This window comes from Pseudomonas asplenii, from assembly GCF_900105475.1.
GTDB classification, from domain to species: domain Bacteria; phylum Pseudomonadota; class Gammaproteobacteria; order Pseudomonadales; family Pseudomonadaceae; genus Aquipseudomonas; species Aquipseudomonas asplenii.
In genome coordinates, this window is record NZ_LT629777.1 from 5,682,110 (window position 1) to 5,707,202 (window position 25,093).

Sequence of the window (25,093 nt, forward strand, 5' to 3'; positions counted from 1 at the left end):
AAGCACTAATGATGCCAATCCTCACGCTCAGAGCGTACCCAACACCCGCTGAAAACCGGCGAGAACACTGAACAAGCCTTCGCGCTGCGCGCCGCTCAAGGCGATGTAGCGACGAAAGGCCGGCATGCGGTTGACCACCTCGCTGCCGCCCATGTGCTCAAGCCGAACGTGCCATTGCTGTCCGTCCAGCTCGATGCGCAAGTGTTTGAAGTCCAGCTTCATCAGGGCCTCATACAAGGCCCGATCTTCCTTCAGACCGGCCTGGAGTCCAGCCAGCAGGGTCGGGGCGCCAGCGCGTTGCCGACACACCAGGCCGGTACGCCGAAGCGACCCGCTGTGGTGCAGCTCGAAACGGGCACTGCCCTGCTTGAAGGCTGGCACGCTGATCAGGAACTCAGTCATGACCAGGTGCATCAGCAACTGCGACTCGGTGCGCTCGACCACGTCGACCTGAAGGTCGATAGTTTCCAGACAAAAGGTTGCACGCCCTCCCTCGGTCAAGGCAAAACTCGTCAGCCCAAGATTACGCCTCAGGTACTCAAGCGTGATCCCTGGTCTGTAACCGGCCGGAGCGCGCCCGGCACCGAACACCTCAGAGAGCTTTTGCAGCCGCCTGGAAATCTGTGTGGTGAGGGTTGCCAGACTCATGGGAAAACTCCTTGGCCAGCACTTCTTCTACCGAAGCCGGCTTGAATGGATTGACCTTTTGCACCACCAATGTCCAAAACAGCGCGTATGAAGCGGTGATGGCGAGCATCACCGCAAAAGGCACGTAGATGTCCGCAGGATTCATGCCTGGTGGGGTAATGAACCCCATGCCCAGCAAGATACCGGCACTGGAAAGAATCTGTGGCAGCGGGAAGAACGGCGAGCGATAGGCCCGTGGCAGATCGGGGCGACGAATCCGCAGGATGACCACCGACAGCGTCACCAGCAGATAGGCAAAACTCCAGGCACACACGGCGGCCAGCACCAGGTGCATGATGTTGTCGGTGTTGCCACGCAGGTACAGCGCATGCAGGCACGGAATCAGCACCGCCACCAGGATACACAGAAGAGGCGTCTTGAAACGCGGATGCAGGTAGGTGAACGCTTTGGGCAGTGCGCCGTCGACCGCCATCCCGTAGAGAATCCGTGGTACTCCTGCCATCAGCGTATTGATGGTTGCCGCTCCGGCAAACAGGAAGCCAATACCCAGCCACATCGGCCCGATATCACCCATCAGTTGCTCGGCGAATTTCGGAATCGCCATCGGGGTGTCCAGCAGATGCGTGCCGCTTGCGGCATCCAACAGCACATTTTCGACCTGGCGCTTCATCGCCGCGCCATAGATAAACATGCACGTGGCAACGCTCAGCAAGCCTAAAATCATGGCCTTGGGCATGGTCTTGGCCGAATTGCGCAGGTCCGGGGCCAGCGGCGTGACGAACTCACAACCGACAAACATGAACATGGCCATCCCCACCAGCGACAGAACGGTGATCAGGTCGGTGCCCACCAGTGAGACGCCGAACCAGCCGTCCAGTTGCACCGCCGGAGCCGCGATCAGCCCCAGCACGCCAAACACCATCAAGGTGGTCCACATGCCGAAGGTGAGGATGATTTCGGCCCGGCCGAAGGCGCTGACGCCAAAGGCATTGAGAATGCCGAACACCACGACAAACCCGACCCCGAGCAACCAGGAACCCCCGGCCGAATCGGCAAGGGTGTTGAGGTGTTCGAAGTTGACCAGCGCCATGACGCCGGAAAGAATGGTTTCGGCGGTTCCGGCGAATACGTGCACGATCAGGTACGCCGACAACGTGCCCGTGATCGCGAAGAAACGGCCCATACCGCAATTGATATAGTCGTAGACCGAACCCGTGGTCGGCAGGATCGAGGCGGCTTCAGCAAAGCTGCTCGCCTGAGCCAGCATCATGACCACCGCTATCAGCATGGCCAGCGCGAAGGCGCTGCCGCCTATCCCGAACCCCATGGTCGCGGTGAGAATCACCGGACTGGCCATGATCAGGCCAATGGTGCTGGCCAGCGCGGTCGGAAAACCGACACTGCCCCGTTTCAGATGCTGCGTGAGCCGGTCATCGATCGACATGGTACGAATCCTCGAAAGCGAATTTCTCAGTGGATGCATCGAGCCGTACAAGGAGCTGGCGAAAAAGTCCTTCCTGGCCAGTCCCTGATCGAAACGGCATCGAGCGTGAAATCAATGTGCACCTCCACTGCCCCGATCGTCTTGCCCGTGTCTGCCGTCGTTTTTGTTGCTGCCTGCCAAGGCCTGCCTGTGCTGGTGCAACATCGTCTGAATCTGAACGGTCGCCTGCCGGGTATTTTCCGCCAGCTTGCGCACCTCATCGGCCACCACTGAAAACCCGCGCCCGACTTCTCCGGCCCTGGCCGCTTCGATGGCAGCGTTCAAGGCCAGCAGGTTGGTCTGGTCGGCAATACCCTTGATGACGGTCACCACCGTCGCGATCTGGTCGTAGGTGGAGCGATTGTGCTCAAGCATGTTTTGATGGGCGGTCCTGGCCGACTGCTCATCACTGATGTCGCGTACGGCGCCGATCACTCGCGTCAAACAGCCCTGCGCGTCCCGCACGGCTCGACCGCGCTCGCGACACCAGATATAGCCACGGGTCTTGTGGCGCATCCGGTACTCAAACACGTATTCACCGCTGCCATGGGGGGCAAGGATCTCCCGCTCGAAGATCGCCATGATGTTTGGCAGATCATCCGGATGGGTGATGTTGACCTGGCTCTCCCAGCCATCGGGCAGCTCATGGGCGGCATACCCGAGAAGAAGACGAAACTGATTGAAGATACGCATCTGGCTATGCGGATCCTGAATGTCACCGTTCACCACGGTGATGTCCCAACAGCCTTCGGTCATGGTCGATAGCAGCAGCTCCCAGATCTGCCTCTCCTGCTCCTGCTGGCCCAAGTGCTTCGCGCATGCCTGCAACTCGGCTACCAGCGCTTGCTCACGATGCCCGCCCTGCTCCAGTTGTTGGCCGAGTGCTGCAAGCGCCTGCTCGCTGCGCGTCCATTGGGCGGACCTGTCCCTGGCTGAAGCCTCGGCCAGCAGCAATTGCCGGGCAGCTTGCCGTTTTTGTGTCGCGAGTTGCTCAAGACACGCCTGCACCGCCGGATAACCCTGCAACACCTGGGTTTCACTCATCTCACCGGCCAGCAATGTTTCGAGGATTGCAGCGACATCCTGCATTGGTCTCTTTTTCTTGAAGAACATCTGTCGGTCCTACGCTCGTCGAGTCGCAAGACTGGATCTGATCGCAAACGACCAATGATTGCTTGTCCCAGACTGCATAGCCGCTTGTGCCAGGCTGCCAACGACAAAAACACCTCGAGCCAGGAACGTGATGCAAAAAAATCCGATGTCCTGGCCGACATCGGATTTTCGAGGATCAGCAGTGGCTGATCAGGTGCCTCAACACGGTCTTGAACGTGTCGATCTGCGCTTGGCTGAACTCGGCGAAGACCTTCTCCTGCTGCGCCTGGGCAATCGCCCAGAGGTCTTCGGTCTGTTCTATACCGGCAGGCGTCAGTCGCACACCGTCATCATCGTTCACCAGTCCCTTGCGCTTGAGGTTGGCCACGGCCTCATCGATTTCCCGTATCGGCATCGCCACCTCGCGCAACAGCTCGCCAGGGCTCAGCCGGGCGTCGTTCTCCAGCACCATCAACATCCGCGCCTCGTTGGTGCGCAGGCCGGTGGACAATTGCCGTGGCTGATAGCCTGATTGGTAGGCGCGCACCGCCTGGGTCATCAGGTAGTACAGGTTGTGGCTCAGACGGCCCTGAAAATGGCTGCTCGGCGGTTGGCTTTCGTCACGTCGGGTCATGCGGGTGTGGGGCAACACCATGGAGTAGGCCCCCTGGTGGTAGAGCAACGGCGAACGACCGAAATCATCGAAGGCGACGACCTTGCCGATCATGATCCAGTGATCACCACCGTCCACCCGTTGATAGTTCTCGCAATGAAAACACGCCGAACAATCGGCGAACACCGGCGCTCCCCCTGCCCCCGACTCGTACTCGATCCCGGCGAAGCGATCGTCCCGAGGCCGGGCAAAATTATTCGACAGGTCGATCTGATCGGCCGCCAGTACGTTGACCGCAAAATGGCTGGCCTGCTCGAACACCTCAAAACTGCTGGAGCGCTTATCGAGACTCCACAACACCAGCGGTGGATCCAGGGACACCGAGTTAAAGCTGTTGGCGGTCACACCGACCTGGCGACCGGCGGCGTCGGCGGCGGTCACCACCGTCACTCCCGTGGCAAAGTTGCCCAGGGCCCGACGAAAGCTTCGAGGATCGAAGGTTGACTCAATCGCGACGCAAGCGCTGTTATCAGACATGCAAGACTCCCGGACGGCTTCAGATGCCGTCCTGATTGTTGTTATCGAAAGCGGGTTCAAATCATGCTCGGATCGGGCTCCAGGCCCATCAGCTCACGGCCGAGGATCTGCGCGCAGACGTCGTAGTCGGTATAGGCATGGGCGCCGGTCATGTGTGCATCGCGGAACAAGCGCTGCATTTCATTGTGTTCGAACCAGGCGTTGCCGCCGGCGGCCTCGAACAGACGGTCCACTGCCTGAATGCACATCCTGGTCGCGTAAGCCTGGTTGGTGCGCCAGAACGCCAGGGTTTCGCGGCTTGGATAACGCTGCTGCTCACTGTGTTCCGCGTGTTCCACCCAGGTCTTCTCCAGAAAGGCACGCGCGGCGGCTACCTGGTGCGTCGACTCGGCCAGCCGCATCAGCGCCGGGGTTGCCGCACCGACGGCCGCACCGGTGTAGGCCCGCACTCGGGTTTTGGTCTTTTCGCGAAAGACTTCGAGCATCCGTTCGGCGACGCCCAGGCTCACGGTGGAAAAGCCACTGGCAAAATAGGGACGGTACGGCGAGTAGAAAACCTTGCTGTCCGGGTAGAGCCCAAAGCCTGCGGACTTGCCCTCCATCATGTCCTTGGCCTTTTGAATACGATGCTCTGGCACCCATGCCTGGTCGATGATCAAGGTCTTGGTACCACTGCCTTTCATGCCGGCGGCAAACCAGTCATCACGGATCTGATAGTCACTGCGCGGCAGCACCGCAAAGCAGTAATCCTGAGAGCCTTGGGCATTGTGGCGACGGAAACCGACAATCGCCCATTCGGCATGGTCACAACCACTGCTCCAGCCCATCTCACCACTGAACAGCACGCCACCTTCAACTTCCTCGGTGCGCCCAAAGGGGGCAATGCTGCTGCTGGCCGTGGCATTCGGATTCGTGCCCCAGACTTCCTGCTGCAGTTTGGCCGAGAACAGCGCCAGTTGATGGCTGTGGGTACACAGCAGACTCATGGCCCAGGCGGTACTGGCACAGGCCCCTGCGAGCAAGGCGATGCAGTCGGCAAACTGTGGCAGTGACAATTCCATCCCACCGAACGCTTTCGGCTGAAAGGCCCGATGCAGGCCGATGCTCTTGAGTAGCGCGATATTCTCGTCAGGCACCTTGCGCTCCTGCTCGGCCAGAAAGGCATTGGCAGCAATCGTCGGCAGAATGGACTTGAGGTCTTCGAGAAGCGGATTTGGCTTTTTCATGGATGGCCCTGCTTATTATTGGATATCCAGACCACGCTCGATATCGAGCCGTGGTGCCGGATGCAGGGCCAGTATGGAGCGCGCTCTCCGGGCGGTGAATGCACCTTCCAGAGCCAAGATTGTACTTTTCAAAGGCCGGACCCAGCCGTTTCTCAACGGCGCTGGCAGTCACAGACATAACGCCCGGCAGCCACAGTCAAGCCCGCTCAGCCCCTGCGGATTAACCTTGGTTTTTTCTTTGTTCGCGATCAGGAATCCCTCATGAGCGATATTGCCCTGCTGCCTCAAGTCGAAGCCTTTCTCAGCCGCCACCATGCCCTGTTCATCGACGGTGGCTACGTGCAGAGCCACGCCAACCGAACGCTGGAGGTGATCAACCCGGCCACCGGACAGGTTATCGCCCACGTCGCCGATGCGGACTCGGCCGACATCGATACCGCCGTGGCGTCGGCTCGCCGCGGCTTCAAACAGTGGTCCCAGGTAACACCCGCGACACGCGGCAACGTGCTATTCAAACTGGCTGAGCTGCTGGAACAACACCGCGAAGAACTGGCGCAGATCGAAACCTGCCAGTCCGGCAAGATCATCCAGATTTCCCGTGCCTTTGAAGTCGACCAGGCCGCCCACTTCCTGCGTTACTACGCCGGCTGGGCGAGCAAGATCAGCGGGCAGACCATCACCCCCTCACTGCCCTCCTTCGCGGGCGAACGCTACACCGCGTTCACCCTGCGCGAGCCGATCGGAGTGGTGGTCGGCATCGTGCCGTGGAATTTCTCGACGATGATCGCCCTGTGGAAACTCGCCTCGGCGCTGGTAACCGGTTGCAGCATCATCATCAAACCCAGTGAATTCACGCCGCTGACCATCCTGCGCATTGCCGAACTGGCGGTTGAGGCCGGCCTTCCCGCCGGCGCATTGAACGTATTGACCGGTGGCGGCCTGGTGGGCAAAGGCCTGATCGAACACCCGGGCACCAACAAGGTGTCGTTTACCGGCTCGGTGCCGACCGGCATTGCCGTGGGCCAGAGTGCCATGGGCGCCGGGCTGACCCGGGCGACCCTTGAACTGGGCGGGAAAAACGCCGCCGGCTTCCTGCCCGATGTGGACCTGGACAAGGCCGTCAACGGCATTATCGAAGCCGGCTTCCTGCACTCGGGACAAATCTGCGCCGCGGCCGAGCGTTTCTTTGTTCATCGCTCGCAGATCGAGGCCGTCATGGCCAAGCTGGCCCAACGCTTGAGCGGGCTGAACATCGGCTCGCCCCTGGACGAACGCACCGAATTCGGCCCGGTCACCAACCGCCAGCATCAGCTCAAGCTCGGAGAATTTTTTGCCAAGGCCCGCGCTGAAAACAACACGATCGTTCACGGTGGCAACCTGATCGACCGCCCGGGCTGTTACGTCGAACCGACAATCATCCTCGCCAACACCGTCCACGACACCTTGCTCAACGAAGAGACCTTCGGCCCGATCGCCACGTTCCTCCCCTACGACACCGAAGAAGAACTCTTGTCGCTGATGAACAGCACGCCGTATGGCTTGAGCGCCAGCCTCTGGACCAACGACCTGGGCAAAGCCCTGCGCATGGTGCCGGCCATCGAAGCCGGAACGGTGTGGGTGAACATGCACACCCTGTTGGATCCAGCGGTGCCGTTTGGCGGCAGTAAATCCTCCGGGGTGGGCCGCGAGTTCGGTAGCGCTTTCATTGACGATTACACCGAGCTGAAATCGGTGATGATTCGTTACTAATAAACTCTCAAAATGGATCCAAAAAATAAGAATCGCCCGATAATCGCCCAAAATATAGCCATTTAAAGATTGACTCTCTACTAAATCTCCAACCTAATGGATCCAATAAATAACAATAAACCGTTGCCTGGAGAGTCGTCATGTACCCCAAGAACACTTGGTATGTTGCCTGCACCCCCGATGAAATCGCGCAAAAGCCGCTGGGCCGGCAGATCTGCGGTGAAAAGATGGTGTTTTACCTTGGCCAGGAAGGTGCAGTGATGGCTGTCGAGGACTTCTGCCCTCACCGCGGTGCGCCTCTGTCGCTGGGTTATGTCGAAAACGGCAACCTGGTCTGCGGCTATCACGGTCTGGTCATGGGGGGCGACGGCAAGACCGTGGCCATGCCTGGCCAGCGGGTACGGGGCTTTCCCTGCAACAAGACTTTTGCCGCCGTGGAGCGCTACGGCTTTATCTGGGTCTGGCCAGGGGATCAGGCCCTGGCCGACCCGGCACTGATCCCTCATCTGGAGTGGGCCGTGAGCGACCAGTGGGCCTATGGCGGCGGCCTGTTTGAAATCCAGTGCGATTACCGCCTGATGATCGACAACCTGATGGACCTGACCCACGAAACCTACGTCCACGCCTCCAGCATCGGCCAGAAGGAAATCGACGAGGCACCGCCCGTGACCACGGTCGATGGCGACGAAGTGGTGACTGCGCGGTACATGGAAAACATCATGGCCCCACCGTTCTGGCGCATGGCCCTGCGCGGCAATCATCTGGCCGATGACGTACCGGTGGACCGCTGGCAGATCTGCCGCTTCACGCCGCCCAGCCATGTGCTGATCGAAGTCGGCGTGGCCCATGCCGGCAAAGGCGGCTACCACGCAGCCCCCGAGCACAAGGCGGCGAGCATCGTGGTTGACTTCATCACCCCGCAGACCGAGACGTCGATCTGGTATTTCTGGGGCATGGCGCGCAGCTTCAATCCCCACGACCAGGCCCTGACCGAGAGCATTCGCGAAGGCCAGGGGAAAATTTTCAGTGAAGACCTGGAGATGCTGGAGCGCCAACAACAGAACCTGCTGGCCCACCCGACGCGCAACCTGCTCAAGCTCAATATCGATGCCGGCGGCGTACAGTCACGCAAGGTTCTGGAGCGACTGATTGCCCGGGAACGCGGCCTCGAAGTGCAAGCCAATGGCACGACCAACGCCTGAACAGCGCGACAACTCTGCGAGGACTGAACATGATCGACGTGGTGGTGGTATCGCGCAACAACGAAGCCCAGGACATTTGCAGCTATGAACTGGCCAGCGTCGATGGCAGCCCGCTACCGGCCTTCAGTGCCGGCGCGCACATCGACGTGCACCTGCCGGATGGGCTGATTCGGCAATACTCCCTGTGCAATCACCCGCAAGAACGGCATCGTTACCTGATCGGCGTACTCAAGGACCCCGCCTCTCGCGGTGGTTCCCACAGCCTGCATGCCCAGATTCACCCGGGTACCCGCTTGACGATCAGCGAACCGCGCAACCTGTTCCCCCTGGCCCCCCAGGCCCGGCGCAGCCTGCTGTTTGCCGGCGGCATCGGTATTACCCCGATCCTGTGCATGGCCGAGCGCCTGGCGCAGGACGGTGCCGATTTCGAATTGCATTATTGCGCCCGTACCGAAGAGCGCGCGGCGTTCGTGCAGCGTCTCAAGACGTCCCCCTTTGCCAAGCGGGTGTTCCTGCATTTCGATGAGCAGCCCCATACGGTATTGAATACCGCCCAGGTGCTGGCAGGTCCCGACGACAACGTGCACCTGTATGTCTGCGGTCCGGGCGGCTTCATGCAACATGTGCTCGATAGCGCTCGCGCCCTGGGTTGGCAGGAGGACTGCCTGCATCGCGAGTATTTCTCGGCGGCGCCGGTGGACAGCAACCTGGATGGGGGCTTTTCGGTGAAGCTCAACAGCAGCGGTCAGGTCTTCGAAATACCCGCCGACAAAACGGTGGTCCAGGTCCTGGAAAGCCACGGTATCGAGATCGCCGTGTCGTGCGAGCAAGGGATTTGCGGCACTTGCCTGACCCGTGTGCTGGAAGGGATACCGGAACACCGCGACCTGTTCCTCACCGAGCAGGAACAGGCCCTCAACGACCAGTTCACACCCTGCTGCTCACGCGCGAAAACCCCACTGCTGGTGCTGGACCTCTGACAGGCCTCACAGCGTGGGCAAAATAACCTTCATCCGGGCGCTGGCCGTGGCTGAACTGAAGATCTCGGCATAACGCAAGGTGGCGTTGGCGTGCTCGCGCATGATCGCTTCGGCCCGCGCGCCCTGGCGATTGACCAGGGCATCAAAGGCCGAGTGATGCTGCATGTGGGCAAAACTGAAGCGCCGGTATTCACGGACCATGTCCTCGCGATCCACCGCCAGTGCGGTCACTGAGGCGAACGGCAGGTGATCGTTGCGGGCCAGCGCATCGGCGATCGCCGGGTTGTGGCTGCCCTCAATGATGACGCGGTGAAACCGCATGTTCAGGTCGTGATAGAGCTCAAGGTCGTCCTCGGTCACATAACCCTTTTCGAACAGCTGATCGCCCTCGACCAGGCAGCGCTCAAGCGTCGCACGCGCCTCATCGGACAACCCCCGCTCGGCGGTTTGACGCGCAGCCAGGCCCTCCAGCACGCCACGTACTTCGAGAGCCCCGGCAATCTCATCCGCGCTGACCGAGCGCACCTGATACCCACGCCCGCCAGAAGGCACCAACAGCCCTTCCTGCTGCAGCGTACGGAACGCCATGCGCACCGGCATGCGCGACACGCCGAACAACTGCGCCGTGGGAATCTCCATCAGCCGCTCGCCTGCCGCCAGCTCACCGCTGGCGATCATTTTACGCAGTGCCACCAGCACCAATTGACCGGGCTTACTCATCCAGGCAACTTCCAGAAACGTGATTCGCCATAGTACCGCAAGCGTCCGCCCCCGTCAGACGAACGCCCGCATGGCGTATGTCCCGTCTATCAGGGCCTGGGCTGTGCACGCAGCATCGTGGCGTCTTCACCGCGATACAGCGCCTCGACCCTGGCTGCACGCCACTGCAATACCGCACGCTGGTTGATCGACCCCTTGTCGGTAATTTCCCCTCGATCGATGGACGCCGGTTCCTCCAGCAGGACAATCCATTCCAAACGACTGGCACTGCCGGTCGCTTCGCGGTTGAGTCGCTGCAACCAGTCGCCGAACCACTGGCGTACCGGCGCGCTGAGCAACACATCGGCATCGCTGGCGTCCGCGCTCAAGCCCGCCAGGCGGCGACACTCGTGAAGTCTCGGGAACACCAGGGCCCCCAGGCATTCGCGATCCGGTGCGGCAATCACCAGGTCCTGAACGTAAGGCGAACCTTCAAGCACCGCACGATTGCGCATCGGACCGACGCTGACAAACACCCCGGAGGACAACTTGAAGTCCTCGGCAATGCGCCCATCGAACATCAGCCCCAGTTGCGGCTGATGCGGATCGACGAGCTTGATCGCATCACCTGAACAGTAGAATCCCTCCTCGTCGAATACCTCGGCGGTTTGCCGAGGCGCCCGCCAGTAGCCCGGCATGATGTGCGGCCCACGAAAACGCGCTTCGAACTTGCCGTCGACCGGTACCAGACGCACCTCACAGCCCGGTGCGGGCAAACCGATATAACCGGCCATGGACAACGGCCCGGTGGTGAAGGTGCAGGAGGGTGCCGCTTCGGTCATGCCCAGCCCGGCCATCATGCGGATACGTTCGCCACAGTGCTGTTCGGCGACGCGGTCGAGGCGGTCCCAGACACTCTGCGAAAGGCCGGCAGCGGCGAAGAAAAACAGCTTCATCCGGGCAAAAAAACGCTCGCGCAACTCGGCGTCCTGCTCCAGGGCATTGACCAACTCTTCCCAGCCCCTGGGCACCGTCAGATAGGCCGTGGGCGAAATGTCCTTGAGGTTGCGCAGGGTCTCGGCAAACCCCTGGGGCGTGGGCTTGCCAGCGTCCAGGTAAAAGGTGCCACCGTTGTAGAGCACGATGCCGACGTTGTGGCTGCCGCCGAAGGTGTGGTTCCACGGTAGCCAGTCCACCAGCACCGGCGGTTCCTCACCGAACACCGGAAACGTCTGCAGGAGCATTTGCTGGTTGGCGCAGAGCATCCGCTGGGTGGTGATGACCGCCTTGGGCAATTGGGTCGACCCCGAGGTGAACAGAAATTTGGCAATGCTGTCGGGGCCGGTGGCCTCGAATGCCCGGTCGGCTACGGAGCCGCCCGGGGTTTGCAGCAGGCTGGCGAAGCTGACGCGGGTACGCCCGGGCACCTCGCCGCGCACACTGATCAGCGGCGTCTCGGCCGGCAATACTGCGTCGATTGCACGCTGGTAGGCTGCTGCATCGTTGACGAACACCAGCCCCGGTTGCAGCAGGTCACACACATGCCGCAGCTTGGCAAAATCCTGGGACAACAAGGCATACGCCGGCGATACCGGGCAATAAGGAATGCCGGCGTACATGGCGCCAAAGGCGACCTGCAGATGCTCGATGTCGTTGCCCGACAGCAGCACCAGCGGCTTATCCGCCGACAGCCCATAGCCAAGCAGGCTCTGGGCGATCGCCCGCACACTGTCGAGCATCTGCCCGTAGCTGACGCGGCGCCAGCCACCGTCGGCCTGGCGCTCGGCAATAAACGTCTGTTCGGGACGCACCTGGGCCCAATGCACCAGGCGATCGAGCAAACGCGCAGGCAGTTCGGCCAGTGGTTCCAGGGAGCGCATGTGCAGCACGCCCTGTGCTTCAGTGACCTGCACCGGCGCATGACCGATGGACACCTCGCGGTATCGCGGTGCCTGCTGTTCGGACTGGGGTTGTGCTCTGAATTCGGAACTCACGGGGATCTCCTCCATCCAGCCACGCCGACGGCCGCCCTGGGGGCAACACCTGGCGCAACCTGGCAGCCTGAGGCTGCCGTCTTGTTGTGATGTATGCCAGCCGGCTCAGATCGGGTAATGCCGTGGTCCGCTCTGCACGGTCACCCAGCGCAATTGCGTGAAGTGCTCAATCGAGGCCTTGCCGCCAAAACTGCCGTAACCGCTGGACTTGACCCCACCAAAGGGCATTTGCGCTTCGTCATGCACAGTCGGGCCATTGATATGGCAGATGCCCGACTCCACACGTTGCGCCAGAGCCAGCGCCCGGCCTATATCGCGACTGAAGATCGCCGCCGACAGGCCGAACTCCGAGTCGTTGGCCAGGCGCAACAAGGCTTCATCACCGTCACCGCGCAGCAACACCGCCACCGGACCGAAGGACTCTTCACGGTACAAGCGCATGTCCTCGGTGACGCCATCGATCAGGGTCGGTTGCAGAATGCTGCCTTCGAGCTGGCCGCCGATCACCAGGCGCGCGCCCTTGGCCAGGGCATCGTCGATCAGGGCCTTGATACGTGTGCCCGCACTGACGTCCACAAGCGAGCCGAGCACGGAATCCGGCGATGCAGGATCACCCGCCCGCAAGGTTGCCACCTTGGCCGCCAGCTTGGTGATAAACGCCGGCGCGATCTTGCTGTCGACAATCAGGCGCTCGGTCGACATGCAAATCTGCCCCTGGTTGAAGTAGGCGCCAAAGGCCGCCGCAGAGACCGCCGCGTCCAGGTCCGCGTCGTCCAGCACCAGTAACGGCGCCTTGCCGCCCAGCTCCAGCAAGGCCGGCTTGAGGTGACGTGCCGAGAGTTCGCCGACAATCCGCCCGACATGGGTCGAGCCGGTGAAGTTGACCCGCCGTACCGCAGGGTTGGCGATCAGCCGTTCAACGAGGGCTGCGGCATCCGCCGGGGCATTGCTGATGACATTGACCACGCCATCGCCAAGCCCGGCATCCTGCAATACCTGACCAATCAGGCGGTGCACTGCCGGGCTCGACTCCGAGGCCTTGAGCACCACGGTATTGCCGCAGGCCAACGGCATGGCGATGGCCCGCGTGGCGAGGATGACCGGAGCGTTCCACGGCGCGATGCCCAGAACCACCCCACAGGGCTGACGCAAGGCCATGGCGAAACTGCCCGGCACATCGGACGGAATCACCTCACCGGTGATCTGAGTGGTCATCGACGCCGCTTCGCGCAGGATGTTGGCCGCCAGGTGAACGTTGAAGCCATACCAATTGGCCATGGCGCCGGTCTCGCCGGCAGCGGCGATGAATTCGGCGCTGCGCGCCTGCAAGTGTTCGGCCGCCTTGAGCAATCGGCTGCGGCGCTCGTTGGGCGCCAGCGCGGCCCAGCCAGGAAACGCGGCCTGAGCCGCCGCCACGGCCGCATCGGCATCTTCGAGGGTCGCGGCGGCAGCGCGCGAGACCACCTCGCCGGTCACGGGGTTGCGACGCTCGACCGTTCGGCCGTCGCGGGCGGGGCACGACTGGCCACCGATCAACAGGGGCACGTCCAGCATGGTGATTCCTCTTTATTGTCTTTATTGGGAATGCATTGCAGCGGTGTCACAGTAACGCCAGGGCTGGCCAGGGAACAGCGGGATGCGCCCACTGCTCACGGCCAAGCCTCAACGCTTGTAGGACTGCAGGCCGGGCTTGATGCTCTTGTCGTCGAGGAACTGCTTCATGCCCTGCTCGCGGCCGCCTTCGGTGTCGAGCAAACGCGACTGATCGAGCTTGGCGTAGAGGTAATCCTCGTTCTGCTCCCAGGTCAGTTCGCGGCAACGCTTGAAGCCATGCTTGGCTGCCCGCAGCACCACCGGGTTTTTCTCCAGCAGGTTGCGCGCCAGTTCAGTGGTCACCTGGCGCAGTTGGGCCAAGGGCACACTCTCGTTGACCAGCCCCATTTCGGCGGCTTTCTGTCCACCAAAGGTCTTGCCGGTCATGATGTAGTACAACGATTGGCGATGGCCCACGGTGTCGGCCATGGCCTTGCTCACCAGGTTACCCGGTGGGATGCCCCAGTTGATTTCCGAGAGGCCGAAAGTGGCTTCGTCGGCGCAGATCGCCAGATCACATGCCACCAGTGGGCTGAAGCCGCCGCCAAAGCACCAGCCGTTGACCATGGCAATGGTGGGTTTGGCGTACATGCGCAGCAGTTTCCATTGCCACTGCGAGGCTTCGCGGCGGATTTTCTCCTGAAGGATTTCCGGCCCGGCATCCACCTCGCGAAAGTATTCCTGAAGATCCATACCGGCAGTCCAGGACTCGCCGGCACCGGTCAATACCAGCACGCCTGCGGCAGGATCCTGCTCCAGGGTTTCCAGCACGTCGATCATTTCCCGGTTCAGGGTCGGGCTCATGGCGTTGCGTTTTTCCGGGCGATTGAGAATGACCCAGGCGATGCCTTCCTCGATCTCGACCTTGACGGTGGTCCAGCGGCCTTCGTAATTGCTCATGGCGGTGCGCTCTTGTTTTTGGTTTGGAGATGGCTCGAAATTAAACCGCAAAAATAGTTATGTCAATTAACAGTTAATTTGAATAACCAATTTTTCAAGACACACAAACCAAACAGCTTGGGCGCGTTTAAACGCTGGCATAGCCATGGCGAGCCAATCTCGGCAAACTAGATACCTTTCTTAACCACCTACTTTCAGGATTGCACTGCCAATGGCCAAGCCCTCCGACATCGCCGACGCCAGCCAGGCCCTGCCCGACATCGCAGCGGAGCAGCGTACGCCTATGGATTCGGCTCTGGACGACCTGATCGGTTACGCCATGCGGCGCGCCCAGCTCAAGCTGTTCCAGAACCTGATTGGTCGACTGTCCGATCATGACCTGCGCCCTGCGCAGTTCTCGGCCCTGGCGATCATCGAGCAGCATCCCGGCCTGATGCAGGCCGACCTGGCCCGGGCCCTGGCGATTGAGCCACCGCAAGTCGTGCCCTTGCTGAACAAGCTGGAAAGCCGCGCCCTCGCCGTGCGCGTGCGCTGCAAGCCGGACAAACGCTCCTATGGAATTTTTCTCAGCAAGAGCGGCGAAACCTTGCTCAAGGAACTCAAGGAAATTGCCACCCAGAGTGATCGCGACGCCACCGCGGCCCTGGACGCCCAAGAGCGTGAGGAACTGCTGCGCCTGCTGAAGAAGGTGTATCAAGACTGATCGGCACGGCTCGACGCACCGCCGATGTCAGCACGTCGAAAGGCCCATCACACAGAGGATTTGCCGCAGGCGGGCTTTACACCAGGATCACTGCCGGCCTCCAGCGCGATGACGCAGCCGCAAGGCCCTCTTCACCAAGGCCCTCAAGAACAATGGGCCTTGGCATCACGACTCGGTTGCTGTTCGTCAACCTGATCGCCCTGCCTGCGGTGAACCGAAGCGGCCAAACAACGTCGAAACAGCATCTTCAACGTTGGATGGACCCAATCAATGCCTATACGTTTTGCTGCCCTGCCCCTGATGATGCTGTTGACTGCCTGCACTCACTATCACTACATCAACCCCCAGACGCCCGAAGGATTGGCCTGTATGCACAAGCTGGATGCAGAAGTGAATGCTTGCGAAACCCGAGTCAGGGAGAAGCAGGATAGTTTCAATAGCCTGCATGAGTTCATGGAGCGCAGCAGGCAGCAGTGTGAGCACGGCAATACCTTCAACATACCTAATGCTTGCCCGCAGCCACCGAGCCCGACCAAGGTGGACAACTACTGCCGCGATGGTTATGACGAAAAGTTCGTGAAGTGCGGCGGCAGGATCGAAAAAATCGAGCAATAGGATGATTAATCCTATTGGCTGACTTCAGCGACCCAAGCCCGGCCGACATATCGGTGTCGTAGCCGCTGCTGCACTACCTCGACTCGATCTGCCAACCGGCTTTCCTGCCATGGACAGCGTTGCAGTCTTCGATCCGCGTTGGGCCGACTCAGACGCCATTGGCGTCTTCGCCAGGCCTGGTGTCTACAGCTTGAAGGTAGTCACCAGGTTGTTGAACGAGATGGCCAGACGCGACAGCTCCTGGCTGGAGGCACTGGTCTGGTTGGCACCGGCAGCCGTCTGGGTGGACAGGTCCTGGATATTGACCAGATTGCGGTCAACTTCCCGCGCAACGTTGGCCTGCTCTTCGGAGGCCGTGGCGATCAGCAGATTACGGTCGTTGATTTCGGCGATGCTCCGGGCGATCCGTTCGAGGGATTCACCCGTGGCCTGCGCCAGCTCCTGGGTGCTGCTGGCCAGGGATCGACTGTTGCCCATGGCCTTGACCGCATCGTCAGCGCGCGACTGCACGCTGGCGATCATCGCTTCAATCTCGCCGGTAGAGGCTTGGGTACGTGCAGCCAGTGCCCGTACTTCGTCGGCCACCACCGCAAAACCACGCCCCTGCTCCCCGGCCCTGGCCGCCTCGATGGCCGCATTGAGCGCCAGCAGGTTGGTCTGCTCGGCGATACCTCGAATCACATCGAGCACCTTGGCGATATCGCGAACGCTACCGGCCAACTCATCGACGATGACGGTCGACTGGCCAATTTCGTTGTTCACACTGGTGATGGCCTTGACCGCTTCGCGGGCCTGATCGCGACCGCTGGCCGCCTCAGTGCTGGTGTTCCTGGACGCTTCGGAGGTCGAGGTGGCATTGCGCGCCACTTCTTCGACGGCGGCACTCATCTCGGTCACTGCGGTGGCGGCAAGCCGGATCTCATCATTCTGACGGGTCAGGCCACGACCGCTCTCCTCGGTCACGGCATTGAGTTCTTCAGCGGCCGAAGACAATTGATCCGCTGCGCTGGCGATCTGTTGAATGGTGCCTTTGAGTCCACCTTGCATGTCCCCCAGGGCCGTCAACAGTTGGCCCACTTCGTCGCGACGGCGGCTTTCTATGGCTTGGGTGAGATCGCCGCCGGCAATGCGCTGAGCGTTACGAACCGCCACTGCGATAGGCGCACTGATTGCCCGACTGATGAACATGCCCAACAGCATGGCCGCCGCAAAGGCCAGGCCAATACCGATATACAAATTGAGTTTGGCGGCCGCTTCGGTGGCACGCGCCTCATCAGCGCCCTCACCGATCTGACGGTTGTTGGACTCGATCATGATGCCCAGTTCATCGTTGATGGAGCGGAACGCATCATTCAAATCCCCAGCCAGCAAGCGCCTGGCCCCAGACAGATCACCGTCGTCGATAGTCGCCACCACGCGGTCGACGAGTGCCTGATAGGCAGGCCATTTCTTCTCCATGCGATCACAGGCAACCCGCTCGTCATCGGCCAATGGTGTGGCGCGGTAGATGGCGAAGGCACGTTCGCTCTTCTCGCGGCTCTCCTTCATGGACGCGACGATGGGGCTGCGTTCGGACGCAGTAGCGCCAGAGGCCGCTGCAGACAGCAGGCGATAAAGTTCACGGTTCTGCATTGTTGCACTGGAGCGCGTCTCGGCGGTTTTGGCGACCGACAAGAGGTTGTTGGAAAACACCAGTTGCAGGCTGGAAGACAACGAGCCAATGCCCGCGCTGCCGAGAATACCCACCACCAACGTGATGAAAGCGCAAAAGGCGAAGGCGAGATAAAGCTTGGTCGATAGCTTGGCGTCGTAGAACCAGTTCATAGAAAAACCTGTACAGAGAGATGAGCGGTGAGCGCACGGTGGTGTGGGCTTCATCACTCTATCGGCCTGGGCAGAGTGGCCTGAAGGGTGAGCGCTGTTTTATTTGATGAGCGGCGTCATCTATCGCAGGTAAGGAGCTATACACCGGATGCATGCTGGCGCTTGGCGCCACGTTCGTAACGATGAATAGACTCAATGCTATCTACTGGCCCAGGCATCTGCCGAGCGCGGCAAGAAAATGATCTGCAGCCGGCAAGCGTTAGAGGCCCGTCAGGGCCTGCGGAGGGTCATTGGGATTTTTGGTGCCCGTCTCACTATTTCTAGCCGCACAAATGACACCTTGCTGCTCCAGAATCGCAGCATTGGCGACCTCAAAATAGATCGCTGTATTATTTGACGAGCGACGCCGGATGAGAACTGGAGTCCTTGCAGGTGCACAGGCGTGATGCTGACTGAAGATCAGCGCCTAGGCTTAATAAACACAACTGATGTTGAGAGCCTTCGTCAATGTGTTCAACGAAGAGATCCAATCCAACCGTTCTTGCTCAAGGCGTACTCGATCGCCCCATATACCAGCTCGCAGATTGCAATAGACCGACTTTTCTTCCACAGTCAGCTCTTCGAAGGCAACATTGGCACACATCGCTGGCTCCTGTACCCAGAGTGGCCGATGGTTGAGAAGCGTTTCTTCATCCATGAGCACCGACCGAATCTGTGGAACAACCTTGCGCGCTCGGTCCAAAATTGCGAAACCGTGCGTATCAATATCTCCCCAGTACACCACTTCTGCTGCTTGCAACCACGTCAGCGCTCCCAAAGCACTCACCGCATTGCCCAAGCGCATAATGACGACCGTATTCGGAACATCAGGAAGCGCCAATCCGGTCTCAAGGTTTTCGACGATGACAACCACCTTGGGCAAAATCGACAGTGCCGCAAGTTCCCCGACGGGGGCCTCAATATCGCATAAGCCCCCAACGAGCTGGCGTAACGAAGGACAGAGCAAACGCATACGAACTCGATGGGCCGGCTTTTTCAAGCCAACCAGCGCATGAAAATCGGCACTCTCATCATCAATCACACGTATCCCACGAAGAAGCCCTGTCACCAGTCCTTTGCGTTTCTCCAACCACTTTGTATCCAGCCCCTCTACAGGGAGTTGACGCAGGTACAGGCCGGAAGCAGGATTAGCGTCCAACCATGTTAGCAAGGTGACCAAACGATCGAAGTCTTCCGGTGAATAGTCCGCAAGTACATCAAACCGAGATGCCAGCACATTGCTTTGCATAAGAACCGGCCAACGACTCAACATCCGCTGATAGCGCCTGCTCGCCAACTCCCAGCGCGTGGACTGACCCACTGCAACCGCAACGACAGCAGCACTCTCGAAGCTCACGCTGCTGGGTAGCCGATGTCTACCGAACCTTGCGAACTGGCGTTCCTCAAACAGGACTTCTCCAAGGCCGGTACGCGACTGCCATGCCGAGGCCCAGGCTCTAACGGCAGGAACATCTTCTGCAATGTCCCTGTCGGTTGGGGTACCCAATGCAACCACCAACGGCCACACTCCGCCGCCCATGAGCCAACTCTGATGCTGGTTGTTGAAGCGGCGAACCAGAAATTCGCGTACAGCGTCAGGAGACAGCAGTTTCTTCGGCATTGCGCACGTCCTCGGTCAACTTCAGACGATGAGAATCGCTGTCATATTCGATAGGGATGACCGCAGACTTCTTGCGATCCTTGATGTGCACAAAACAGGCACCGCCAATGAAAGGTTCCAGCGTCATGACGGACTTCAGCGGTGTGGCCACAATCATCTGGAACCCAAAAGTCTTGAAGATGTTCATGGCCATCGCGGTGAACTCTGCATCGGCCTTATCGAAGGCTTCATCAAGCACGACAGTGGAATAACTAGGAAGTGCCCGGTCCTGACCGCCAAGTTGATAGCGCAATGCTGCGGCCAGGCAAGTTGCCGCCAACTTCTGACGCTGGCCTCCGGATTTCCCTGCTCCGCTGCGATAAACCTCAACTTCGATATCATCATCATCGAGTTCACGGGCCACAAACTCAACATGCTGCCGAACGTCGAGAACCAAACTCCTCCAGTTCTTGTCTGCGGTCTCCTGACTCGCCAAGCGTTTCACAAGCCTCGCCAGAGCCTTGAAACGTTCCTCGACCAAGTCACGATCGTTGGAGAACGAGTGGCTGAGCGATTCCTTCATATCCACCCGAAAAAGGCGAACATCCTCAATTGATTTATCGGTCGTTTCGATGACAAGGTGCGTACCCGGGTTGAATGGCGCGGTACGCAAACTCTCGTTGACCAGTTCCATGCGAGCCCTGATCGCCGAACGCTCTTCGTCCAGCTTCGTGGCCAGCAGCGTGAGATTCTGGTCACTCTGCTCCCGTAGCAGGTTGAAGAACCTGTCCTCGAACGCTGGCAGGTTGTCGTCCTCCAGGCGCTTGAGCTTGGCCAGGTAATCGTCCGCGCTGGCCAGCGACGCATCCAGCCCCGCAGCGACTGCAGGCCACAGGCGATTGAACTCCACAAAACGCTGCACGATGGCGTTGCGAAGATCAGACAGCCGCCCCTCCAGCTCACGCAATTCCGTATTCAGCCCCCGCTCGACCAACGAGGTCACCTGATCCAGGTTCTCGAGGGTGATGCTCTTTCCTGTGGTTTCGTATCGAGGGGTAATCTGCTCAGCCAATGCGGGCAGACGGTCCGAGGTAGGCCACAAGCGGGCAAGCTCCTCAAGCTTTGTACTCAAACGGCTGATGTCGCCAGCGATGGACTGCCCCTTGCCATCCTCACTGTTTTTCCTACGAGCGGCCTCAGCGTGCACCTTCTCCTGCTGTCTGATGCTGTCATCCAGCGTAACAAGGTCGGGTCGGGCCTCTCGCTCAGCCTCAAGCCGGGTGCTGAGGTCGTCGATACGCGCCAACAGTGCCCCCACATCCACATCGTTCCAAGTCAGGTTCGACAGGCTTTGGCAGTGCAATATCTGTCTCTGGTGGACCTCCTCTTCATCCCCGATCTTGCGCAGAGCTTCTCCCAGCTCGCTGACGCGGCCGCCAAACTCGGCAGCCTGCGCCTTGAAGAGCGCCAGTTTTTCCTTGTTGTCGAAGCCCAGAACCCACTGTTTGCGATCATTGACCGAATGGCGGTCGTTCTTCTCGTGCCGCATCGTACTGTGTTTGACTTGCCCCGCCTGCGTAACTGCGCGGGTTGCATCATGAAATGCTTGCAACGTGTCGGCACACTCGAAATCGAAGGAGTGCTTCAGTTCCTCACGAACCCAATCTCCAAAGTGCCCCGGAGCCAAGCTAAGTTTGCGCACCAGGGAGTTCGGGCCGATAGAGCGTCCCGGTGTGTGAGCAATGGTGCGGAAGTACACCAACCGCTCACCGATATTGCGCTCATTCAAATAGGTGGAAACAGCGCGATAGTGCTTTTCCTCCACCAGAATCGCGCGAGCGAAACCGCCCAACACGCGCTCAATAGCACCGCGCCATGCCGTTTCCTCCGAACGTACTTCAACCAATTCACCAACAAATGGAAGTTTCTCCTCAGAGATGGCAAGGTCATAAGCCATGCGTTCTCTCAGGTCGACGAGCCGAGCAGGCAAGTTCGACTTCTGACGCTCCAACGCGTCGACCTCAGCAACGATTTGCTTGAACTCTTCGCTGGCCTTTCGCAGGTCTTCCTTGGCAGCGTCCTTGCGGCCCTCGACTTCGGTCTTCAATTCGCCAGCCTGCAGGACCCACTGCCTGGCAGCATCCACCCGCTGAACAAACGAAGCCAAACTGTCGGGCAGAACCCAGCCCATGGCGTTGCACGCTGCGGCGGCCAAGTCGCGCTTCCCCATCCGAGAGGGTTTCTCTGCTTCAGCCGCCTTGATGTCTTCCTCAAGACGAACAAGAACGTCAGCGCCCAGACTGAGCTTCTGACGCTGAAAATCCATCAGTTTCCGAGATTCGCTCTCCACAATCGACACGAGACACAGGGACTCCTGCCTTGAAACCTCCTGGTCAATCTCCAGCTCAGCAATCCTTTCCTCAATCAACAACTTGCGTCGATGCTCACGGTACTGGTCGATAGCGGTCTGCAGCGTCTGCAAGCGATTACGCTCGACATTCCCCCGTTCCAGCTCCATGTGGTCATCACGAGCAGGCATCAGCGTCTGGATTTGCTCTCGAGCGGCCACAACCTCCTGGTGAGCCTCGTTGAGTTCTCCAAACTCATTGACCAGGCTCGAAGCAATAGCAAAGGTTTCGGGCTCATCGAGCATGAAATCCCGCAAGAACACATTGAGATCCCCTAGGTTCTTGGCCGATTGGGTCTTGTGCAGCAAGCGCAATGCGCGCTCGTTCTCGATGCCCAGCAGCCGTCTGAAACGCTCCTGGTAAGCACTGAACTCCGTGTGTACCTTGGCATCCGGCAAGTCGTATTTGAAGCGACGGGTATCAAACTCGTTCTTGGCAAAGAACTCCAACTCTTGCACATCAAACGCTCGCTCGAGCGTCAGATAGAGCCGCCTGGCATCGCCGGAGACGGTGGAGTTACCCTTGACCCAGAGGATCTGGGCAAGCACAACAACCCGACCCAACTCATCGCGGTATGTTTCAGCAATGGCGGACCATGTCGTGCCACTACGAAGATACTGTGACACATACTCCCCAGAGTCCCCCGTCTGCTGCGCCCAGGCCCCTCGAAGATAAGTCATGACACTTCGATCGCGGCCATTCCGTTCCGCCTCACGCGCAGCAACGTTGAAGTCTACCCACTTCGGCGGTGTCAATAGTGCAGCGTGGGCGTCCAGTACCGTGGATTTTCCAGAACCTGAGGGGCCAACAAACAAGTAGCCCTCCCTGGGGATCGGGAAATCGAACACGTTCGAGAACGTACCCCAGTTGAATGTCTGGATTCGGGTGAGACGGAACTGATCATCGCTGCCGCCGAGCAAATCAGCTTGAACGAAAGGACTCACTGGGTATCCTCCTCTTCAGTACCCTCAACCGGCCCCTCGCTTATCACCCCTCCGGCCTGCGGACTGGTCAAGGTCGCGTAAGTACGGGTCAACTCCTGAATCTCCTCTGCGGAGAAGAGAAGCTTGAGCGTCGGCGAAACTTCAAAACGCTCGCCAGAACCGCGGATGAATTGCAGCAAGCTCAGTTTCTTCGCCTTATCGACAGCATTGACAATCTGCCGGCCAAACTTGGCGTGGTCTGGGTTGCTTTCTTTCTCAAAGACCGAGAGATGTTCTTTCATGTCATCAAGCGACACGACTGCCCGCTCACCTTGCGCGTCAGCCTGTGTCAGCCGCTGCCGCAGGAAGAGCAGCAAGGCTGTCTCCAGGAAAGTGAGCGAGGCTTTGCGCAACAGGATCGGGATATCCAGGTCTTCAGACACTACCTGCCGCGTGAACGCCACCCGTTGCTCATGATCGATAACGACTTCAAGAAAGAGGTCATGCATACGCGAGCGGATGACCGCTTCGTCTCGAAGCAACACAGGCCATAGCCTGGACTGGCGCCGAGCATCCACCGATGGCCCCAGAAGCAGTTGCACAAGTACCCGCCGGGTGTCGATAGGAAGCTCGCCAGTATCTCCTCTGAACGTTGCGGCATCGACGCCAGGCACATCAGCTACGCGGTCCTCTCCAACCGGCTCGTCCGTTAGCTCAGTCGACAAGTTCAAGATAACGCTCCTTCATGAAATAGATGGCAGGAATCCTGGCGCGACGCTGCACCGCGTCATTTCCCTGCCAGAAAACCGTTTCGACTCCACCAGTCACCTCCCCATGTCTGGATCCGAGGGCGACATAACCGACGACACTTCCCAAACCTTGCTCAGCCGGGAATTCGTTCAGAACTTGAGCGATGGAGACCTGCGATTGCTGCTCCAGAATGGCCCGAAGATGGGCCTTGAGCGTACGGAAGTCGATTTCCGATTGGCGCACCAGTTCGCTCACCGTTTCGAGGTCAAGCTCAGAGGGTTCTGCTGCCGGCATGGACGAATCGGTCACACGCTCAGCAGGGTCATACAGGGTCCACTGGGACACCGACCGAATACGACTGCTGGACTGCATGAGTTCGAAACCAACGTCCTGATTGGGGCGAACCCTGTTCTTGAGGCTGAGCGCGGCCTGCGTAGCCTCCTTCAAAAGGCTGTGCAGACGCCGATGCTCCAGGAACTCCCGACTTTGCACGAAGCTTTTGAGACTACGCGCGAAGTGCTGCAGAACATCGTGTACTCCCCGCCCTTCATTCAACAGAGTCCCGGTCAGCCCCAGCAGGAATTTGCGCTCCTGCGACTCCAACTGTCGCGCAAAAGGCCGACCAGCCACATCGTCCAACGACTCTCGTAGCGTTGCCGCCTGTTCGCTGTCGGTCAGCAAGCGCCAGAAAGCGTTGAAAGTTCGTCCAGCGTCACTGTCTCCAATGAGATCGACACCTGCAAAGAGCTGTTCCAGTACATCACCGCGGCTTCCTTCATTCTCCATTAAGCTCTGTCGCAAGCCACGGTTCAGCCGCTCGAATTCGTCACGTACACTTCGAAAGTCCGCCGAAAGCTCCTGCGCCAAAGCAATGACCTCACGGGCACGCTCCAAAGCTCGGTCCGGCGCAAGGATATTTACACCATCGCGTTCGACCTCCTCGATAGCCCGATCGATACGGGCGCGCTCAGTGAGCAGTGCAGCCAGCCGTGCTTGAGGATTGACATTGGTCTCATCAGCCAACCGCGACAACTGATAAATAACAACCGACAGCCGGCTTTCCGTCGCGGTTGTTCTTGGTTTGAGCAGCCCGGTGACGAATCGAAGGGCTGTCAACGCGTCGGCCGACAGTTCGTACTCTTCTTCAGAAGCCCCCACAGGGAATCGGCGAGTCAGCCATCCTTGACTGAGCCATTCAGCAACGTACGCCTGTGCTGTTTGCGGAAGCTCTTCTCCTGCTGCACGCAAGTCGTCGAGGTCTCGACTAAGCCTCTCATGGAGCACGGAGCTCGGAAGTTCCTTTTCAGCGTCCAAGAACAGGGACTGCAACAAGGCAATCATGACAGGCCCCTTCGTCGCCGCAAGCAAACGCCAGAGCGGCTGTTCACGAAGATTGCGAAGGGTCGCAGCGCCACGCAACGCTTTCATACCCCGCCCTCGACTACCTCAAACCTACTGATTTCTCCCACATAACCCTCCTTGGTCTGCTGCCTGCAATGCCGGAAATGGATTGGA

Annotated in this window: 18 protein-coding genes and 3 pseudogenes; 5 read left to right on the forward strand and 16 right to left on the reverse strand. The window is 59.6% G+C overall.

The genetic code is table 11. The features are described from left to right. Positions 1-27: 27 nt before the first annotated feature. The 6 genes and pseudogenes from BLU37_RS25180 to BLU37_RS25200 form a co-directional block, all read right to left on the reverse strand. Complete coding sequence (locus BLU37_RS25180; protein ID WP_090209996.1) at positions 28-648, reverse strand: DUF3156 family protein; 621 nt, start codon at positions 646-648, stop codon at positions 28-30. Next, on the reverse strand, positions 593-2,092 hold the full coding sequence (locus tag BLU37_RS25185; RefSeq protein WP_010446602.1) for an APC family permease: 1,500 nt from the start codon (positions 2,090-2,092) through the stop codon (positions 593-595). The genes BLU37_RS25180 and BLU37_RS25185 overlap by 56 nt, the downstream gene beginning before the upstream one ends. A 239-nt stretch (positions 2,093-2,331) precedes the next feature. Next, a pseudogene (locus tag BLU37_RS30055) lies at positions 2,332-2,491 on the reverse strand (methyl-accepting chemotaxis protein); the annotation flags it as partial. A gap of 87 nt (positions 2,492-2,578) precedes the next feature. Beyond that, positions 2,579-3,244 (reverse strand): annotated as a pseudogene (locus BLU37_RS30060) (PAS domain-containing protein); the annotation flags it as partial. Positions 3,245-3,419: 175 nt separating this feature from the next. Then, entirely contained in the window at positions 3,420-4,373 is a 954-nt protein-coding gene (locus tag BLU37_RS25195; protein WP_029379418.1) for a p-hydroxyphenylacetate 3-hydroxylase reductase component, read from the reverse strand. Positions 4,374-4,429: 56 nt separating this feature from the next. Further along, positions 4,430-5,599 (reverse strand): p-hydroxyphenylacetate 3-hydroxylase oxygenase component, encoded by a 1,170-nt coding sequence (locus BLU37_RS25200; RefSeq protein ID WP_090210000.1) that lies wholly within the window; start codon positions 5,597-5,599, stop codon positions 4,430-4,432. A 261-nt stretch (positions 5,600-5,860) separates the two neighbouring features. On the opposite strand from BLU37_RS25200, the gene BLU37_RS25205 reads away from it, so the two are divergent. The 3 genes from BLU37_RS25205 (at position 5,861) to BLU37_RS25215 (ending at position 9,530) form a co-directional block, all read left to right on the forward strand. Continuing rightward, positions 5,861-7,348: an aldehyde dehydrogenase family protein gene (locus BLU37_RS25205; protein ID WP_090210002.1), complete on the forward strand. Its 1,488-nt coding sequence runs from the start codon at positions 5,861-5,863 to the stop codon at positions 7,346-7,348. Between the two features lie 140 nt (positions 7,349-7,488). After that, a complete protein-coding gene (locus tag BLU37_RS25210; RefSeq protein ID WP_090210003.1) occupies positions 7,489-8,550 on the forward strand; it encodes an aromatic ring-hydroxylating oxygenase subunit alpha in 1,062 nt (353 codons plus the stop codon). A 29-nt stretch (positions 8,551-8,579) separates the two neighbouring features. Next, complete coding sequence (locus BLU37_RS25215; RefSeq protein ID WP_090210005.1) at positions 8,580-9,530, forward strand: PDR/VanB family oxidoreductase; 951 nt, start codon at positions 8,580-8,582, stop codon at positions 9,528-9,530. A 6-nt stretch (positions 9,531-9,536) separates the two neighbouring features. On the opposite strand, the gene BLU37_RS25220 is transcribed toward BLU37_RS25215, so the two are convergent. The 4 genes from BLU37_RS25220 to BLU37_RS25235 form a co-directional block, all read right to left on the reverse strand. Continuing rightward, on the reverse strand, positions 9,537-10,250 hold the full coding sequence (locus BLU37_RS25220; protein ID WP_019361673.1) for a GntR family transcriptional regulator: 714 nt from the start codon (positions 10,248-10,250) through the stop codon (positions 9,537-9,539). A gap of 89 nt (positions 10,251-10,339) precedes the next feature. Continuing rightward, positions 10,340-12,223, reverse strand: coding sequence for a feruloyl-CoA synthase (locus BLU37_RS25225; RefSeq protein WP_090210007.1), 1,884 nt, complete (start codon positions 12,221-12,223; stop codon positions 10,340-10,342). Between the two features lie 105 nt (positions 12,224-12,328). After that, a complete protein-coding gene (locus BLU37_RS25230) occupies positions 12,329-13,777 on the reverse strand; it encodes an aldehyde dehydrogenase (RefSeq protein WP_090210009.1) in 1,449 nt (482 codons plus the stop codon). Positions 13,778-13,885: 108 nt separating this feature from the next. Next, a complete protein-coding gene (locus BLU37_RS25235) occupies positions 13,886-14,716 on the reverse strand; it encodes a p-hydroxycinnamoyl CoA hydratase/lyase (protein ID WP_010446612.1) in 831 nt (276 codons plus the stop codon). 211 nt (positions 14,717-14,927) lie between these two features. Between BLU37_RS25235 and BLU37_RS25240 the strand changes: the two genes are divergently transcribed. Then, positions 14,928-15,419, forward strand: a complete 492-nt coding sequence (locus tag BLU37_RS25240) for a MarR family winged helix-turn-helix transcriptional regulator (protein ID WP_010446613.1) — start codon at positions 14,928-14,930, stop codon at positions 15,417-15,419. Between the two features lie 369 nt (positions 15,420-15,788). Beyond that, entirely contained in the window at positions 15,789-16,034 is a 246-nt protein-coding gene (locus tag BLU37_RS25245) for a hypothetical protein (protein ID WP_232000402.1), read from the forward strand. Positions 16,035-16,217: 183 nt separating this feature from the next. Here BLU37_RS25245 and BLU37_RS30065 read toward each other — a convergent pair whose 3' ends face one another. From BLU37_RS30065 to BLU37_RS25270, 6 genes and pseudogenes are all read right to left on the reverse strand, one after another. After that, positions 16,218-17,081 carry a methyl-accepting chemotaxis protein gene (locus BLU37_RS30065; RefSeq protein WP_408003688.1) on the reverse strand — a complete coding sequence of 288 codons (864 nt, stop codon included), beginning with the start codon at positions 17,079-17,081 and terminating at the stop codon, positions 16,218-16,220. Further along, a pseudogene (locus BLU37_RS30070) lies at positions 17,076-17,912 on the reverse strand (MCP four helix bundle domain-containing protein); the annotation flags it as partial. The pseudogene BLU37_RS30070 and the gene BLU37_RS30065, both read right to left, overlap by 6 nt. A gap of 418 nt (positions 17,913-18,330) precedes the next feature. Then, positions 18,331-19,518 carry a DUF3322 domain-containing protein gene (locus BLU37_RS25255; protein ID WP_090210014.1) on the reverse strand — a complete coding sequence of 396 codons (1,188 nt, stop codon included), beginning with the start codon at positions 19,516-19,518 and terminating at the stop codon, positions 18,331-18,333. Next, complete coding sequence (locus BLU37_RS25260; protein WP_172833062.1) at positions 19,493-22,849, reverse strand: ATP-binding protein; 3,357 nt, start codon at positions 22,847-22,849, stop codon at positions 19,493-19,495. Before BLU37_RS25260 ends, BLU37_RS25255 begins: the two co-directional genes overlap by 26 nt. Next, complete coding sequence (locus BLU37_RS25265) at positions 22,846-23,559, reverse strand: DUF4194 domain-containing protein (RefSeq protein ID WP_090210016.1); 714 nt, start codon at positions 23,557-23,559, stop codon at positions 22,846-22,848. Before BLU37_RS25265 ends, BLU37_RS25260 begins: the two co-directional genes overlap by 4 nt. Then, entirely contained in the window at positions 23,543-25,006 is a 1,464-nt protein-coding gene (locus tag BLU37_RS25270) for a DUF3375 domain-containing protein (RefSeq protein WP_090210019.1), read from the reverse strand. The genes BLU37_RS25265 and BLU37_RS25270 overlap by 17 nt, the downstream gene beginning before the upstream one ends. Positions 25,007-25,093 lie beyond the last annotated feature (87 nt).

Bases quoted from the DNA above. Each gene is read 5' to 3' on its own strand.
- BLU37_RS25180 (WP_090209996.1), bottom strand. From the start codon at position 648: ATGAGTCTGGCAACCCTCACCACACAGATTTCCAGGCGGCTGCAAAAG.
- BLU37_RS25185 (WP_010446602.1), bottom strand. From the start codon at position 2,092: ATGTCGATCGATGACCGGCTCACGCAGCATCTGAAACGGGGCAGTGTC.
- BLU37_RS25195 (WP_029379418.1), bottom strand. From the start codon at position 4,373: ATGTCTGATAACAGCGCTTGCGTCGCGATTGAGTCAACCTTCGATCCT.
- BLU37_RS25200 (WP_090210000.1), bottom strand. From the start codon at position 5,599: ATGAAAAAGCCAAATCCGCTTCTCGAAGACCTCAAGTCCATTCTGCCG.
- BLU37_RS25205 (WP_090210002.1), top strand. From the start codon at position 5,861: ATGAGCGATATTGCCCTGCTGCCTCAAGTCGAAGCCTTTCTCAGCCGC.
- BLU37_RS25210 (WP_090210003.1), top strand. From the start codon at position 7,489: ATGTACCCCAAGAACACTTGGTATGTTGCCTGCACCCCCGATGAAATC.
- BLU37_RS25215 (WP_090210005.1), top strand. From the start codon at position 8,580: ATGATCGACGTGGTGGTGGTATCGCGCAACAACGAAGCCCAGGACATT.
- BLU37_RS25220 (WP_019361673.1), bottom strand. From the start codon at position 10,250: ATGAGTAAGCCCGGTCAATTGGTGCTGGTGGCACTGCGTAAAATGATC.
- BLU37_RS25230 (WP_090210009.1), bottom strand. From the start codon at position 13,777: ATGCTGGACGTGCCCCTGTTGATCGGTGGCCAGTCGTGCCCCGCCCGC.
- BLU37_RS25235 (WP_010446612.1), bottom strand. From the start codon at position 14,716: ATGAGCAATTACGAAGGCCGCTGGACCACCGTCAAGGTCGAGATCGAG.
- BLU37_RS25240 (WP_010446613.1), top strand. From the start codon at position 14,928: ATGGCCAAGCCCTCCGACATCGCCGACGCCAGCCAGGCCCTGCCCGAC.
- BLU37_RS25245 (WP_232000402.1), top strand. From the start codon at position 15,789: ATGCACAAGCTGGATGCAGAAGTGAATGCTTGCGAAACCCGAGTCAGG.
- BLU37_RS30065 (WP_408003688.1), bottom strand. From the start codon at position 17,081: ATGCAAGGTGGACTCAAAGGCACCATTCAACAGATCGCCAGCGCAGCG.
- BLU37_RS25255 (WP_090210014.1), bottom strand. From the start codon at position 19,518: ATGCCGAAGAAACTGCTGTCTCCTGACGCTGTACGCGAATTTCTGGTT.
- BLU37_RS25270 (WP_090210019.1), bottom strand. From the start codon at position 25,006: ATGAAAGCGTTGCGTGGCGCTGCGACCCTTCGCAATCTTCGTGAACAG.